Genomic DNA, 15,342 nt, shown 5'->3' with positions numbered 1-15,342 from the left:
GGGAGAGAAGACGGAGGTATAAGAATATGAAAGCATTACAGGTAGATGGGACGTGGAAGCCGAAGCCGGACTATGAGCCGACGGAAAGAGAAATGCATGACAGACGTGCTGTCAGCGGAGACCGTATCTATTACCGGCCAAAGATAAGGTACGTGGACATCCCGGTGCCGGAACCGGAAGAGGACGAAGTACTGATGAGAGTCGGGGGAGTCGGGGTATGCGGTTCTGATACGACATTTCTCGGGGAAGATAATCAGTACTATTCCCGCTATGCAGGGCACTGTAAGCTGCCGTGCGTCATCGGTCACGAATTTGCCGGTGAGATTGTGAAGGTGGGCAAGGCTGTCACCATGTTTCAAAAAGGAGACCTGGTGACGGCAGAGACGATGAACTGGTGCGGCGAATGCGAGGCGTGCCGCGCAGGAATGTACAACCAGTGCGAGAATCTGGAAGAGATTGGCTTTACGCTGGACGGAGGATATGCGGAATATCTCGTTGCAAAAGAGAAATTCTGCTTTGATATCTCATCTCTCGTGGACATATACGGCTCCAAGGAGAAAGCGCTGCATGTCGGGGCGTTGATTGAGCCGCTGGCGGTGGCGTACAATGGAATATTCGTCAGAGGAGGAGGATTCCGCCCGGGCAGCGACATCGTGATATTTGGAGCGGGTCCTATCGGCTTGTCGGCTCTGGCGCTTGTGAAAGCGGCAGGCGCAGGGAAGATCATCGTGTTTGAAAAGTCGGCTCCGAGGATGGAGCTGGCGGAGCATATGGGTGCGACGCATGTATATGACATCGACAAGCTGTATGAGAATGGTTCGGGACCTGGCCGGAAGGTACGCGAACTGACGGATGGCAAGGGGGCGGAAGTCTTTATCGAGGCGACAGAATTCCAGCGCTATAACATACCGGAGATAGAGATGGCACTGGCGGTGGGAGCAAAGATAGTGCAGACCGGCATCTCGTCAAGGCCGATGGAGATGAATGTGGAGAGGCTTCAGATTGCTGGGGCTTCCTACTACGGGACGATAGGGAGTGCGGGACATGGCATCTGGCAGGATGTCATCCGGCTTATCGCCCAGGGGAGAGTGGATCCGGCTGTCTATATGAATCCACGTATCTATACGCTGGATGAGGCGCTTGAAGCGATTCAGGATGCGGCAAAGTGTACGGCAGGCAAGAATGTGGTAGACCCAAGCCTGAGTATTTGAGAAAAGAGGGAACAGATGAAAAAATTAAAGATAGGCCTGATAGGAATCGGCTATATCGGGTGCGCACATGTCACGGCGATACGCCGGTGCGGCAATGCGGTCCTGTACGCGGTAGCGGATACGAACAGGGGACTGTTGGAGAAGAAGAAGGAAGAGCTTGGACTGGAAAGGATATATGACAATGTAGAAGCGCTGATAGAGGATCCGGAGGTCGACGTGATTCATAACTGTACGCCGAACCATCTGCATCTTGAGCTGAACAAGAAGATTATCCGGGCAGGAAAGCATATCTTCAGTGAGAAGCCGGTAGCGGCATCGGCAGAAGAGTCGGCAGAACTGCTGGAGGTGCTGGAGGAACACCCGGATACCGTAGCGGGAGTAAACCATAACTACCGTATGAATGTCATGGTCCAGGATATGAAGCACCGGGTGGCGGCCGGTGAGATTGGCACGCCGAGGCTCGTCTACGGCTCTTATCTTCTCGACTGGCTCCTCTATGACACGGATTATGACTGGAGGCTGGAAAAGAAGTATGCGGGGGCTTCCCGTGCTGTGGCGGACATAGGCACGCACTGGATGGATACGGCTCAGACCGTGGTCGGCTCGAAGATTACAGAGGTATTTGCCAGTCTTGAAACTGTCCTTCCCGTGAGGAAAAGACCGGTAAAAAATCCGGAGACACAAGCCTTAACGTATGAAGAATATGAGATAGACACGGAAGATTACGGCGCGGTCTTTGCGCGTTTTGAAAGCGGGGCGTTCGGGCTGTTCCATGTAAGCCAGATTTCACCCGGGAAAAAGTGTCATCTGGATCTGACGGTTGACGGAGCAAGCGCCTCCCTGTACTGGAATCAGGAGGAGGCGGACCGCCTGTGGGTCGGACACAGAGAAAAAGGGAATGAATACATTTTCCGCGATCCTAAGATGCTGCCGGCCGAGGCGCTTCCCTATACTTATATGCCGGCAGGGCATCCGGAAGGATGGAATGACGCTGTATACAACAACATCCATGCTTTTTACAGCTATATTCTGGATGGGAAGAAGCGTGCACAGGATACGCCTGATTTTGCCACATTTGAAGAATGCCACTATCTGAACAGGCTTACGGAGGCGATTCTTAAGAGCAGCCGCACGAAGCAGTGGATCAGACTGGCAGAAGAGTAGAGGAGGAGCGCTCATGAAACTAGGATTGTGTACCGGAACATATTCAGACCTGTCTCTTGACGAGGTATGCCGGCTGGCTGTGGAGTATGGGTATGAGATGCTGGAGATAGAGACCTTCGAGAAGAACAACCTCCACTTCGATATACATACGATTTTTGACGGGGACAACGGGAAGAAATATAAGAAGAAAATAAAAGATTACGGCCTTGAGATAGCATCTCTTGGCAACCATCCCGAGAGCCAGCTCGTAATGGGACCGTATGGAAAAGATACAGACGACATCTATCACGGCACGAAGGAAGAGAAGATAAGGTTCGGCACGGAAGCTGTCATCCGGGCTGCACAGGCAGCGAACGAGCTGGAGATACCGGTCGTCGTCGGGTTCACCGGATGTGAGAACTTCGGCCGTGTGTGCCAGTGGCCGGATGCCGGGGCGTGGGAACGGGAGGAGGAGATATTTGCGCAGCGCTGGGGGAAGATACTTGATAAATACGATGAGTATGGAGTGAAATTTGCTCATGAGCCGCATCCGAACGAGATGGTCTATGATATAGAGACAGCGCAAAGAAGCGTAGAGCTGCTCGGAAGCCATAAGTCGTGGGGCTTCAACTTTGATCCTGCGAATATGATGATGTATGGTATCGATGTGGAAGCCTTCATCGATCTGATCGGAGACCGTATCTATGGAGTACATGCCAAGGATGCCCAGATTGTGAAGCACAATGTAGGACGCTCCGGCTTGAACCCCCGTGGGAATTACCGGAGGATTGACAGGGGGTTCCGCTTCCGCATACCCGGGTGGGGCGACGTGAACTGGGAGAATATTGTTACAGAACTGGCGATGGTAGGTTATTTTGGAGCACTCAACTTTGAACACGAAGACATAACGATGAGCCGCAGGGACGGGATGAAAAAGACGGCAGCATATCTGAAGCCGCTCTTGATAGAAGCTCCGTTTGAAGGGCGGAGTGACCTGAACTTCAGATTCTGACATGCAAGATGAGAGGAGCAGACATATGGACAGGAAAGTAACAGCCGCTGTAATCGGACTTGGGAGAATCGGCAGGACACATGCGGAGATTCTCGCCGGACGTGTCGCCAATGTGACCGTAAAATATGTGGCAGATATACACCTGAATGATGAGATGAAAAAGTGGGCCTGCAAGCTTGGCATTGAAAATGTAGTGGAAGACCCGGATATCTGCTTTGCCGACATGGAGGTGGACGCAGTATATATCTGCACGAGTACGGATACGCATTCGGAATATATCGTGAAAGCCGCAAGGGCCGGCAAGCACATCTTCAGCGAGAAGCCCCTCGACTCTGATCTTACGCGGCTTGGAAGGGCGCTTAGAGAAGTGGAGGCGGCAGGAGTCCTGTTCCAGACCGGCTTCATGCGCCGGTTCGACAGGAACCACAGCAAGGCAAGACGGCTCATACTGTCCGGTGATTACGGTAAAGCTCAGATGATACGGATTTCCTGCAGAGACACGAGGCAGAGCCCGTACGAATACCTTAAAGTATCCGGCGGCATATTCTTCGACATGATGATTCATGATTTTGACATGGTCAGATTCTTGTCAGGAAGCGATGCGGAGGAAATCTATGCGACAGGAGGCGTATATGTAGATGATAGGCTTGCAGAGATACCGGATGTGGATACGGCTGCTGCAGTAATCCATATGAAGAATGGCATGATGGCGGTGATCGACAATGGGCGGCAGTGCTGGTACGGGCATGACCAGCGGTCGGAAATATTCTGTACCGCTGGCACGATACAGGTGATGAACGAGAGGGAGGACACGGTAGTGGTGAAAAAGGGTGACGGTATCGTATATCCAAAACCGCCCGATTTTTTCATCGAGCGCTATTATGATGCATATATAGCCGAGAACGAGTCTTTTGTGGACAGTATCCTGTACGGCACACCTGTATCCGTGACGGCGTCTGACGGCGTGGAGCCAATCAGGATGGCCAAGGCCGCCCAGATGTCGCTGGAGCAGAGACGTCCGGTGAAGCTTTGCGAGATTTTGGAGTGCTGAAAATGGTGAGGACTCTGCAAATCAAAGTGATATATAAAATAATATAAGGAAAATATGGTATCGGGAACATCCCGGCCTTTTGATATACTAAATGTCAAAAGGCCGGGATAATTTGTTGTAATATTGGAATTAAATTTGTTAAACAAAAGACAAACATATCTGAAAAATAATTTATAAAAAGTAAGAAATGGAAAAAATATGATAAATATATTATATTATGTACGCTTTGATAACAATATAATCATATTATCAGATATGTAGTGGCCTTGCAAAGCAGTACAGAGGGAGGCATATCATGGATAAAAAGATGATTATTACAGACAAGAACCAGAGGGAACTCAAACAGATGCTGGACGGTAAATTTCCCATCGCAGTCGAAAGAATATCGCTCTCTTCATATGCGGGAGGCTATTTCGGACACCACTGGCATCCAGAACTTGAGTTTGAGGCTGTGACGGAAGGGCCGCTGGAATATCAGGTAAATGGACATGTCTTTGAATTACATGCGGGAGAAGGCATATTCATCAACTCGAATACGCTGCACTGGGCCAGGAATCTTGGTGAAGGAGGAGGGGGATTCCAGACGCTCCGTTTTTCTCCTTCGCTTCTGGGAGGGATAAGCGGAAGCCTCATATATGAGATGTATATTCATTCCATACTGGCCAATGACCGGCTGGCATATCTGAAGCTGTCTCCAGACGTCAAGTGGCAGAAAAAAATCATCAGGCTGATTACCGATACGGTGGAGGTGGACAGGCTGCGCAGGGAAGGGTACCGCCTGGAGATACTGAGCAATCTCTTCGGCATCTGGAATATGCTATACAGCAATGCTGCCCACATGGCCAGAGACAGCGACAGGCAGGTGTTGAATATGGAGCGGATAAAGAAGTCGATAGCGTATATTGAACACAATTATCAGAATCAGATAACACTTGATGAGATTGCAGGTGCAAGCGCAATAAGCAAAAGCGAGTGCTGCCGCATGTTCCGCAGATATCTGCGGCAGAGCCCGATGAATTATGTCATATCTTACCGTATCAATCAGAGCATATCCCTGATTGCCGAGAACAAGTATTCCATGACAGAAGTGGCCCAGCAGGTCGGGATATCGAACAGCAGCTATTTTACAAAGACATTTATCAAAATGACGGGTATGACGCCGTCACAGTACAGAAGAAACGTACTGAAAATACAATAAAAATCATACATACAGAGAGGAGGCGGAGGGAACTTGGAAAATCTGGCTTTAGAAATGAGGCACATATCGAAACGCTTTTATGGCGTACAGGTTCTGCACGATGTGAATCTGGAAGTAAAGGCGGGCGAAGTGCACGTGCTGCTCGGCGAAAACGGCGCGGGTAAATCTACGCTGATAAAGATTCTGTCAGGCGCTTACGAGAAAGAGGAGGGGGAGATATTGCTCGGTGGAGAACGGCTTGACGTCTCATCGCCCAGGGATGCCATAGACCGCGGAATCAGCGTAATCTACCAGGAATTCAATCTGAATCCATACGTGCCGGTATATGAGAACATCTTTCTCGGCAAAGAGTTTACGAAGGGCATACTCGTAGACAGAAAGAGGATGATGGAAGAATGTTCCATCGTATTGAAACGACTGGGGGTAGAAATAGATTCGGCCGCACTTGTGAAAGATTTGAGCGTCGCCCAGAAGCAGATGGTAGAGATAGCGAAAGCGCTGGCCGCTGAAGTCAAGATACTCGTGCTGGACGAACCTACGGCTGCTATCACAGACCGGGAGACGAAGAAGCTGTTTGAGGTTATCGCAGCATTGAAACAGGACGGTATCGGCATCATATACATTTCTCACAGGATGTCGGAGCTGTTTGAAATCGGAGACCGGTGTACCGTACTCCGGGACGGGAAGTACGTGGCGCTGCTTGAACTGGCGAAGACGGATGTGGATGAGTTGACCAAGCTGATGGTGAACAGGAATATTACATTTGAACATAGGAAGAATCCATATATTCAAAAAGATTACTGTGCCCTGGAAGTAGACGGGCTCTGCTACCGCAATCTTCTGAAAGATGTCTCGTTCCGGTTACATAAAGGGGAGATACTCGGCGTCTCCGGCCTTGTGGGTTCAGGGAGAAGCGAGATGGCAAAATGTATCGTAGGAGCGTATAAGAGGGATAAGGGAAAGATAACGTGTAAAAACGGAGCACGCAGGCTTATGCGACACAGCATAGAAGATGCCATTGAAAATGGTATCGTCTACCTGAGCGAAGACAGGAAAGACGAAGGGCTGATGCTCTGTCATTCTATAGCGGACAACATCGTGCTTCCCAACCTGTCCCAGTTTGGCAGACATATACTGAAGACAAAAGATATTCCCGGATATACAGAAAAATATATGAAAAAGCTGAATATCAAGGCTACAGGGCACGGTCAGGAGGCCAGGAGGCTGTCAGGGGGCAACCAGCAGAAGGTCGTAATCGCCAAATGGGTCGCCAATGAAGCGGACGTATATATGATAGACGAGCCGACAAGAGGAATCGACGTAGGCGCTCGGGAAGAAATCTATCATATCATCCTGGAGCTTGTCAAAGGAGGAGCTTCTGTCTTGATGATATCTTCTGATCTGGCAGAGATCATGAAGATGAGCGACAGGATAATGGTGATGCACGATGGTGAGATAGCGGCAGTCCTTGACAATACAGAGGAACTGACCCAGAAAGATGTATTAGAATACGCATTACACGGAGGGAAAAAATATGGGCAGTAATGGAAAGACAGAACGGATAAAGAAAAGGGACAAGCTCTCGGTTTTCGCCCTGTATATCGGGATGGCAGCCATTATAATTGTATTCACGCTGCTCTGCCGCCTCAAAGGCATTAATTATCTCAGCTGGACGAACATAACGAACATCATCGTCCAGTCATCCATCATAGGAGTCATGGCCATCGGCGCCTCCTGCGTCATCCTGACCGGGGGAATCGATCTGTCAAGCGGCAGTATGCTCGCATTTGACGGTATGGTGTGCGCGCTGCTGACCGTCAGGTACGGGGTGCCTCTGCCGGTGGCTATGCTGCTCACTGTACTTACAGGCTGCCTGCTTGGCATGCTTGCAGGAATCGGAATCAGCTATGGCAAGCTTCCCGCATTTATAATGACGCTTGGAGTCATGCAGATAGCACAGGGAGGAGCGCTGGCGTTAAATGGAGGACAGCCGGTCTCCGGACTTCCGGGAGAACTGAATCAGTTTGCCAAGACGACGATTCTTGGAATTCCGGCATTTGTGTACTGCCTTCTGCTGCTGTATGCGGTCATGGTGTTCGTGATGAGGAAGACGAAGTTCGGGAGGCACGTCTATTCACTCGGGGGAAATGCACAGGCCGCCAGACTGTCAGGCATTAATGTAAAGCGTGTGGAGATTACGGTATATACGCTGGCAGGCCTGTTCTCAGCAATAGCGGCGCTCATGCTCATCGCCCGGCTGGCATATGCGTCGCCCACCTCAGGGGACGGATATGAGATGGATGCAATCGCCTCGTGCGTCATCGGGGGCATCGCACTGTCAGGAGGCCAGGGAAAGCTCGGGAATACGCTCATAGGAGCATTGATACTGACAATCTTAAAGAACGGGCTGCAGATGCTGGATGTCTCGTCTTATTACCAGCAGATTATCACAGGGATTGTAATCGTGGGCGCTGTACTCATGGACAAGGCAGAAGAAAGAAGAGCAGAGTAGAGCCTGCCCCTTTACAATAAACAGGCAATAGCGGAAACAATTACAAAAGGAGGAAAGAGAATGAAAAAACGAAGAGACAGAGTCCTGGCAGCAGTTCTGGCGGCTATACTCGTATTAGGGCTGGCCGGCTGTGGAACGATGGATGATGGAAAAGGAAAGAGCGAGAAAAAAGAAGCAGTGAAAAAAGACAGTTATAAGATAGCAATCGTACCAAACAGCCTCAACGACCCTTATATGATCATGTTGTCTAACGCGGCCAAAAAGCAGTGTGATGAGTTGGGGATGGAAGGAGTCGTACAGTCCACAAGTTCCGGAAGTCTGACGGACGTGGCAGGACAGACAGAACTGATTGAGAATATTATCGCGAACGGAACATATGACGGAATCGTCGTGGCAGCCATGTCCATGGACGGCATCAATGTGTCTGTAAAGGCATGCCAGGACGCAGGCATCCCTGTCGTCATGATGGACAATAACGCGGACCAGGACGCGCTCGAGAAAGACGGATATGAAAGAATCCCGTTCGTGGGGACGGACAATTACAATGCGGCAGCCGCCACCGGAAAGTGGATGAAGGAGACATACCCCGAGGGCACAAAGCTTGCAAAGATTAACGGGGAGGAAGGCAATGACAACGGTAATAAGCGTAAAAAGGGAATTGACGATGGCCTGGAGGGATGGTGTGACGTGGTGGCTGAGCAGTCGACGGACTGGTCCGTAGATGAAGGCTACATTGCGGCGCAGAACATCCTGATGGCGAATCCCGAAGTCGAGGTGTTCTGGTGTGCCTGTGACGCAATCGGTATCGGCTGCGTACGAGCACTGGAGGAAGCCGGTGTGCTCGACAAGATAGACGTCATCGGTTTCGACGGAACCGTGGATGGGCTGGAGCTGGTAAAGAATGGATATGAGATAGCGAATACGGCCCAGGCGCCGGACGTGATGGGACGAGAAGCCATCAATGTCCTGATTGATGTGATAGAGGGTGGATCTCCTGAGATGGTGACAGACAGCGGATATGAGATTATCACAAAAGAGACGGCAGAAGAGACGATAGAAAAGCTGAAAGAGTATCTGTAAAAACAGGAATCAGATATGCATCAAAGCAAAGAAAAGAGGCTCTATTATGATTGATTTTACAGACAGGAATGTATTTGTGACAGGCGCCGCGAGTGGTATGGGCAAAGCCTGTGTCCTGCAGTTTGCAAGGTGCGGCGCCAATGTGGCAATGGCGGATATTGACGAAGGACGTCTGAGGGAGGCCAAAAAAGAAGCGGAGGCATATGGCACAAAGGTAGAAAGCTATGTCCTTGATGTGTCAGATGAGCAGCAGGTCGATGAAGTGCTGAATCTTGCATGGGATGAGTTCGGCGGATTTGCTGTCCTGGTCCATGCTGCGGGGATTGTGATTCTGGGACTTCTCCATGAACTGGGGAGAGAAAAATGGGATCGGACTATGTCTGTCAATCTGGAAGGCACCTATCTTGTAAATTATAAGATGACAGATCTCATGATGGAACGAAGATATGGAAAGATTATCAATTTTTCATCGATTGCAGGCAAGATTGGAGAAAGCTATAATGCCGCATACTCAGCTTCCAAAGGCGGCGTATCTCTCTTTACGCAGAGCCTGGCGCTTGAGATGGCTCCTTACAATATAATGGTCAATGCCGTGGCACCCGGAAAGATAATGACAGAGCAGACTGCTGGGGCAGCCAGATGGTGGGCCAAAAGGCGTAATATTACACCGGAGCAGTTTATCGCGGAAGTGGCAGATTCTGTACCTGTGAAGCGGTTTGGGACGCCCGAGGAGGTGGCGGACTGTGTCCTGTTTCTTGGAAGCGACATGTCCAGCTATATCACTGGGCAGACCGTTACGGTGGCAGGTGGGCAGACCTTGATATGAACAGAGGAGAAAAGGAGTAGAAGATGGAAAGGCTTATCAGTTATGGCATATGCGAATGGGTGCTTCCGACCAGGCTGCGCGGACCGTCCGCAGTCAGGACAGCCTATGACCTGGGGCTTCATGGAATCTCGCTGGAGCTTGGCAGTGCGGAGGAAGGTTTTCCACTTGCAGATGACTATATAATTCAGTTATATCAAGAGGAACAGGACCGTTATAATATTGCCTTTCCTGCGCTTGCATGTAATATGACAGACCATTTTGCAATGACGACGCCGAGGGGGACGCCAGGGCGGGATATGGTAGAGCACGCTCTTCGCCTGAGCATAAGTGCGGCAGAAAAATTAAGGATCTCGGTCGTACAGATACCAAGCTTCCTATCCAGCGCCATCCGGTCGGAAGAAGAGCTTTGGCAGGCGGCGGAATGCCTCAGGTACGCTTGCGACCTGGCGTCCGGTTCAGGAATCATCATAGGTACGGAGAACTGCCTGACAACAGAGTGGCAGATGAGGGAGATGGAACTGGTCGCAAGAGACAACTTCAAAGTGTATTTTGACACGCAGAATTATCTTCTCCAGACAGGCGCATATGCGCCTGATGTGGCAGAGCAGCTCTTTCCATATATCGTCCAGGTCCATCTCAAAGACGGCATCGGACAAGGTGGCAATACGCTTATCGGCGCGGGGGAAAGTGATGCGCTAAAGTCAGTGGACAGACTGATGGAACGGGGATATTCGGGATGGATGATCTTTGAGAATAATTATTTTACGCCTCCGCTGGCCGGTGGTGGAAGAGACTCATATGAACTGATAAAGGAGGACCTGACCGCCGTCAGTAAATATGTGGAAGACTGCCGCGGGAGATACAGTTTCCAAAGAGGAGCTGAAGAGACTTAGAAGCTGCAGGAAGTAAAGTAACAGAGGAGGAGAGACTGGCATGAAGCTTGGGCTGTGTACAGGTACATATTCGGATCTGCCGCTCGATGAAGTGTGCAAAATGGCGGCAGAGTATGGATATGAGACGCTGGAGATAGAGACATTTGTAAAGGACAACCTTCATATGGATGTCCGTACGATACTGGACAAAGATAATATAAGACGGTATAAAGAGAAAATAAGAGAATATGGTCTGGAAATCTCTTCACTTGGCAACCATCCGGAGAGCCAGCTCGTCATGGGGCCGTACGGGAAAGATACGGATGACATCTACAGCGGTACGAAGGAAGAGAAGATCAAGTACGGTACAGAGGCGGTCATCCGGGCGGCGCAGATTGCCAATGAGATGGAGATTCCTGTCGTGGTGGGCTTTACAGGCTGTGAGAATTTTGGCCGGGTATGCCAATGGCCGGACGCAAAGGCGTGGGAACGGGAAGAAGAGATATTTGCCGAACGATGGGGGCCTATATTGAAAAAATATGAGGAGTACGGAGTCAGATACGCCCATGAACCTCATCCGAATCAGATGGTATATGATATAGAGACTGCCCGGCGAAGCGTAGAGCTGTTCGGAGGCTGCCGCGCGTGGGGATTCAATTTTGATCCGGCCAATATGATGATGTACGGTATCGATGTAGAGGCTTTTATCGATCTTCTCGGAGACCGGATCTATGGCGTGCACGCCAAGGATGCCCAGATAGTGGAACAAAACGTAGGACGTTCTGGGCTGAATCCAAGCGGAAATTACCGTAGGATTGACAGAGGATTCCGTTTCCGCATACCGGGATGGGGAAACATAAGCTGGGAGAACGTAATTACAGAGCTGGCCATGGTAGGCTATTTTGGCTCCCTCAACTTTGAACATGAAGACATCACGATGAGCCGCCTGGATGGAATAAGAAAGACCTCGGCCTATCTGAAGCCTATGCTCATCGGGGCGCCGTTTGAGGGAAGAAATGACCTGAACTTCCGCTTTTGATAAGGGCGGGAGCAGCAAGAAGATAATATGGTAAATAATGGAAACTGAGGGTTTTTGTCCTTCTAGTATAATTTATATCAGAAGAACAAAGACCCTCGTCCTGTCATTTTATCATGTTTTTCTTATATTCTCTTGGAGAACAGTGCATGTACTTGCGGAAGACCTCAGAATAATAGCTGGAGCCGGAAAACCCGACCTGGTTGGCAATCTCCGTAATCGTGCATGTATCAGATACGAGAAGGGAGAGGCTTTTCTGTATCCGGTAGCGGAGCAGGTATTCAAATGGCGTCTGGTGCAGCGTCTTCTTGAAGATGCGGCAGAATTCGCTCTTGCTCGTATGGCACGACTCTGCCATCTCATCCAGCGTTATCGGTTCAGTATAGTTGCTGTGGATGAATATGATGGCATTCTTGAGACGTGATATCTGCTTGGCCTCAGACAGCCCCGCTCCCGCAGAATTCTCTCTCTGCCTGAACTCTTCATATAAGACGGCCCACAGCTCGCACAGGCGGCTTTTGATATGCAGCTCATGACAGACAGGCCTGTCCGTGTAATAGGCGGCCATTTCCTTCATGATAGCCTGGAAAGTGGCGTTTGCTTTTGTCCCCTCTTGTAAGACGCAGGAAGAGAAATTATCGGTGTTCAGCATAGGGAACGTATAATTCGTATCAATAGCACTCTTTTCGTAGCCATATATGAGGGACGGATTAAAAGTGGATACGATATACCTGCAGTCGTTATGTTCATACATGCATCCGGAGTGCAGAGCATTGGAATTGACAAAGAGGCAGTCTCCTTTTACAAGATGGTAGTGGTTCTGGTTGACCTGGTAAGTCATCGTTCCTTCAAGAATGCACGCAATCTCAAGTTCCGGATGCCAGTGGCAGTTGAAGCGGCCAAACTGGTATGCGGATAAAGTCACATTGATCAGATAGAACGGAAAACCGTAGTCGCCGTGGGGATTCAACTCTAACATGTTCTTATCGGTAATAATCTCACGAATCATAACATACCTCCAACTGCATAATATTGTTATTTTAAACAGGAATATAATTATAGAACAAAAAAACATTTGTTGGTACAATTATACTACAAAATAGAGTAAAATACAAATAAAACAGATAAAATATACAAAAATGTAATTGTATTAAGTTGAATTATGGATATTGACACAAAAAAGCAACTTAAGAATATAGTTATAGAATAAGCAGTTTTGTTATAGATTATCTGTTTTATAGTAAAGGTCACCTGTAAATTTAATAACAAAGGAGGAGATTAAAATGAAGAAGTTGAGGATTGGCTGCATCGGGGTTGGGCGCCTCGGGTACCAGCATGCGGAAAACGTAGCTTACCGGATTCCAAATGCAGAGCTGGCCGCTGTATGTGACATCAATATGGATCGTGCAGAAGAAGCGGCCAGGCAGCTCGGTGCGGCAGAGTACTACGGAGATTACAACGAGATGTTGGAAAAGTCGAACATCGACGCGGTGATGATTACGAACACTTCAAGCGAGCACTGTGCCTGTATCAAAGCGGCATGTGCCGCCCACAAGCACATCTATTGTGAAAAACCGACAGGACTTACGATAGAAGAGCTTGACGAGATTGACAAGGCTGTGGAGATGAATCCCGGCAGGACGATTCAGGTAGGATTTATGCGCCGTTTCGACCGTTCTTATCAGGATGCAAAGAGGAGGGTGGACAGCGGTGATATAGGAAAAATCATAAAGATAAGAAGCATCACGCGAGATCCGGCCTGCCAGAGAGAAGATTATGTCCGTTTTGGTCCTGGAGCCGGAGGGATGTTCTTTGACATGAGCGTACATGATTTTGACCTTGTGCGCTGGTTTGCAGGAGGGGAAGTCAAAACCATGTATGCGATAGGTGGCATCTATGAATTTACAGAGTTTGAGGCGTTCAATGATATAGACAACTGTTCCGTGCTCATGCAGTTTGACAACGGTGTAATGGCCGAGGTAGAAGGTTCGAAACAAGGGGTGTGCGGATATGATGTATGGATGGAAATCGTAGGGACTAAGGGGACGTTGCTTGTGAATTCAGGTACGACTTCTTATGTGACGCAGAAGGATGAATACGGGATGAGGAACGAGTGCCAGCCGTGGTTCAGAGAGCGTTTTGAGGAAGCTTACCTGCGGGAGGTGGCTGCATTTGTGGACAAGGCTCTCATCGGGGAGGCGTCCAGGGTTGATACAGGCGATGCAAGGAAGGCTGTAGAGATGGCGTTCATGGCGCAGAAATCATATGATGATGGAAAGATTATGTGTGCTCAGTAGTAGAGCGGAAAGGGAAAAAGTATGAAAAAGAAAATAGTATCAATTATTTTAGTATTAACAATGATATTGAGCCTGGCAGCATGTGGAAGTAAAGAAAAGAAAGAAGACACAAAGGAAACAGGAGAGTCGTCGGGCAAATCCAAGAAGATAGCTTACTGCATCAACAGCTCCACGGACACTTTTGAGGTATATGTATATGAAGGAGCTAAAAAATATTGTGAGGAGAAGGGAATAGAGCTTGTACTCGTGGACGGTGAAGACGACACAGCCACGCAGCTCAGCAAGATGGACTCCATATGTGAAAGTGGTGTGGACGGCGTCATTCTCGTACCAGTCGATACGAATGGAGATGGTTCGGAGTACAGGAAGATAGCAGATGAATATGAAGTTCCTCTTGTCTCAGCAGTGCGCCAGTGCCAGTCTGCCTGGGTCATGGTGTCGACAGACTCATCAGAAGCAGGAAAGATGCAGGGAGAATATATCGTAGAAAATTACGGAGAGAAACTGGATGTGGCATTGCTTGTAGGTATACTTGGCTCAGAGGATATGACTAAGAGGACAGAATCTCTGAAGGGAGTGCTCTCAAAATATCCGGATATCAATATCGTGTTTGAAGACTGTGCCAACTGGAACAGAGATGAAGGTATGGCGATTGCCGAAAACTGGATACAGAGCAAGAAGAATATCGATGTCGTAGTGGCCAACAACGATGAGATGGCAATCGGAGCCGGTCTTGCTCTGGAGGCATCGGATATGCTGGAAGATGTGGCGGTCATTGGCATCGACGCCCAGGAAAACGGCCTGGCTGCGATGGAAGACGGAATCTTGACAGGCTCTGTATTCCAGCCCGCAGGAGAACAGGGCAAGACTGCGGTAGAGACAGTCCTGGACTGCATCGACGGGAAATATACCGGAGAGAAGACAGAGTGGGTGCAGATTAATTTTGAAATGGTGACACAGGATAACTTTAAAGAATATATGCAATAGTGGCAGCATAAAAAGCGGACGGGCATGTTCATGTAGCTGACGATACGGCAGAGGATATGCCCGTCTGTCGGTAAGAAATACTGCCATTAAAAACGGAAAGAAATCGGTGGATGATAT

The 15,342-nt window shown here is 49.2% G+C and carries 14 protein-coding genes; 13 read left to right on the top strand and 1 reads right to left on the bottom strand.

Going from position 1 to position 15,342, the window contains the following annotated elements; genetic code table 11:
* The first annotated feature begins 26 nt into the window (after positions 1 to 26).
* The 11 genes from iolM (at position 27) to HJV72_RS06730 (ending at position 11,944) form a co-directional block, all read left to right on the top strand.
* Entirely contained in the window at positions 27 to 1,211 is a 1,185-nt protein-coding gene (gene iolM, locus HJV72_RS06780) for a scyllo-inosose 3-dehydrogenase (protein ID WP_208069731.1), read from the top strand.
* Between the two features lie 15 nt (positions 1,212 to 1,226).
* Positions 1,227 to 2,375: a Gfo/Idh/MocA family protein gene (locus tag HJV72_RS06775; protein WP_208069730.1), complete on the top strand. Its 1,149-nt coding sequence runs from the start codon at positions 1,227 to 1,229 to the stop codon at positions 2,373 to 2,375.
* 13 nt (positions 2,376 to 2,388) lie between these two features.
* Positions 2,389 to 3,366 (top strand): sugar phosphate isomerase/epimerase family protein, encoded by a 978-nt coding sequence (locus tag HJV72_RS06770; protein ID WP_208069729.1) that lies wholly within the window; start codon positions 2,389 to 2,391, stop codon positions 3,364 to 3,366.
* A 25-nt stretch (positions 3,367 to 3,391) separates the two neighbouring features.
* Entirely contained in the window at positions 3,392 to 4,417 is a 1,026-nt protein-coding gene (gene iolG, locus HJV72_RS06765) for an inositol 2-dehydrogenase (protein ID WP_208069728.1), read from the top strand.
* Between the two features lie 295 nt (positions 4,418 to 4,712).
* Positions 4,713 to 5,615 carry an AraC family transcriptional regulator gene (locus tag HJV72_RS06760; RefSeq protein ID WP_208069727.1) on the top strand — a complete coding sequence of 301 codons (903 nt, stop codon included), beginning with the start codon at positions 4,713 to 4,715 and terminating at the stop codon, positions 5,613 to 5,615.
* A gap of 33 nt (positions 5,616 to 5,648) precedes the next feature.
* Entirely contained in the window at positions 5,649 to 7,160 is a 1,512-nt protein-coding gene (locus tag HJV72_RS06755; RefSeq protein ID WP_243765550.1) for a sugar ABC transporter ATP-binding protein, read from the top strand.
* Positions 7,150 to 8,127, top strand: a complete 978-nt coding sequence (locus HJV72_RS06750) for an ABC transporter permease (RefSeq protein WP_208069726.1) — start codon at positions 7,150 to 7,152, stop codon at positions 8,125 to 8,127. The genes HJV72_RS06755 and HJV72_RS06750 overlap by 11 nt, the downstream gene beginning before the upstream one ends.
* 60 nt (positions 8,128 to 8,187) lie before the next feature.
* Positions 8,188 to 9,207 (top strand): sugar ABC transporter substrate-binding protein, encoded by a 1,020-nt coding sequence (locus HJV72_RS06745; RefSeq protein WP_208069724.1) that lies wholly within the window; start codon positions 8,188 to 8,190, stop codon positions 9,205 to 9,207.
* Between the two features lie 46 nt (positions 9,208 to 9,253).
* The gene (locus tag HJV72_RS06740) at positions 9,254 to 10,033 is read left to right on the top strand and encodes an SDR family NAD(P)-dependent oxidoreductase (protein ID WP_208069722.1); all 780 of its coding nucleotides are present in this window, start codon (positions 9,254 to 9,256) and stop codon (positions 10,031 to 10,033) included.
* Positions 10,034 to 10,056: 23 nt separating this feature from the next.
* Positions 10,057 to 10,926 (top strand): sugar phosphate isomerase/epimerase family protein, encoded by an 870-nt coding sequence (locus HJV72_RS06735; protein WP_208069720.1) that lies wholly within the window; start codon positions 10,057 to 10,059, stop codon positions 10,924 to 10,926.
* 40 nt (positions 10,927 to 10,966) lie between these two features.
* Positions 10,967 to 11,944, top strand: a complete 978-nt coding sequence (locus HJV72_RS06730; protein ID WP_208069718.1) for a sugar phosphate isomerase/epimerase family protein — start codon at positions 10,967 to 10,969, stop codon at positions 11,942 to 11,944.
* Between the two features lie 103 nt (positions 11,945 to 12,047).
* On the opposite strand, the gene HJV72_RS06725 is transcribed toward HJV72_RS06730, so the two are convergent.
* Complete coding sequence (locus HJV72_RS06725; protein ID WP_208069717.1) at positions 12,048 to 12,950, bottom strand: AraC family transcriptional regulator; 903 nt, start codon at positions 12,948 to 12,950, stop codon at positions 12,048 to 12,050.
* A 274-nt stretch (positions 12,951 to 13,224) separates the two neighbouring features.
* Here HJV72_RS06725 and HJV72_RS06720 point away from each other — a divergent pair, with 274 nt between their 5' ends.
* Both HJV72_RS06720 and HJV72_RS06715 read left to right on the top strand, forming a co-directional pair.
* Positions 13,225 to 14,238 carry a Gfo/Idh/MocA family protein gene (locus tag HJV72_RS06720; protein ID WP_208069716.1) on the top strand — a complete coding sequence of 338 codons (1,014 nt, stop codon included), beginning with the start codon at positions 13,225 to 13,227 and terminating at the stop codon, positions 14,236 to 14,238.
* A 21-nt stretch (positions 14,239 to 14,259) separates the two neighbouring features.
* Positions 14,260 to 15,225 carry a sugar ABC transporter substrate-binding protein gene (locus tag HJV72_RS06715; RefSeq protein WP_208069715.1) on the top strand — a complete coding sequence of 322 codons (966 nt, stop codon included), beginning with the start codon at positions 14,260 to 14,262 and terminating at the stop codon, positions 15,223 to 15,225.
* Positions 15,226 to 15,342: the final 117 nt, after the last annotated feature.

Source organism: Extibacter sp. GGCC_0201 (assembly GCF_017566055.1).
GTDB lineage: Bacteria > Bacillota > Clostridia > Lachnospirales > Lachnospiraceae > Extibacter.
Note: the sequence above shows the minus strand (reverse complement) of the source record. Positions and strands in the feature narration are given on the sequence as shown.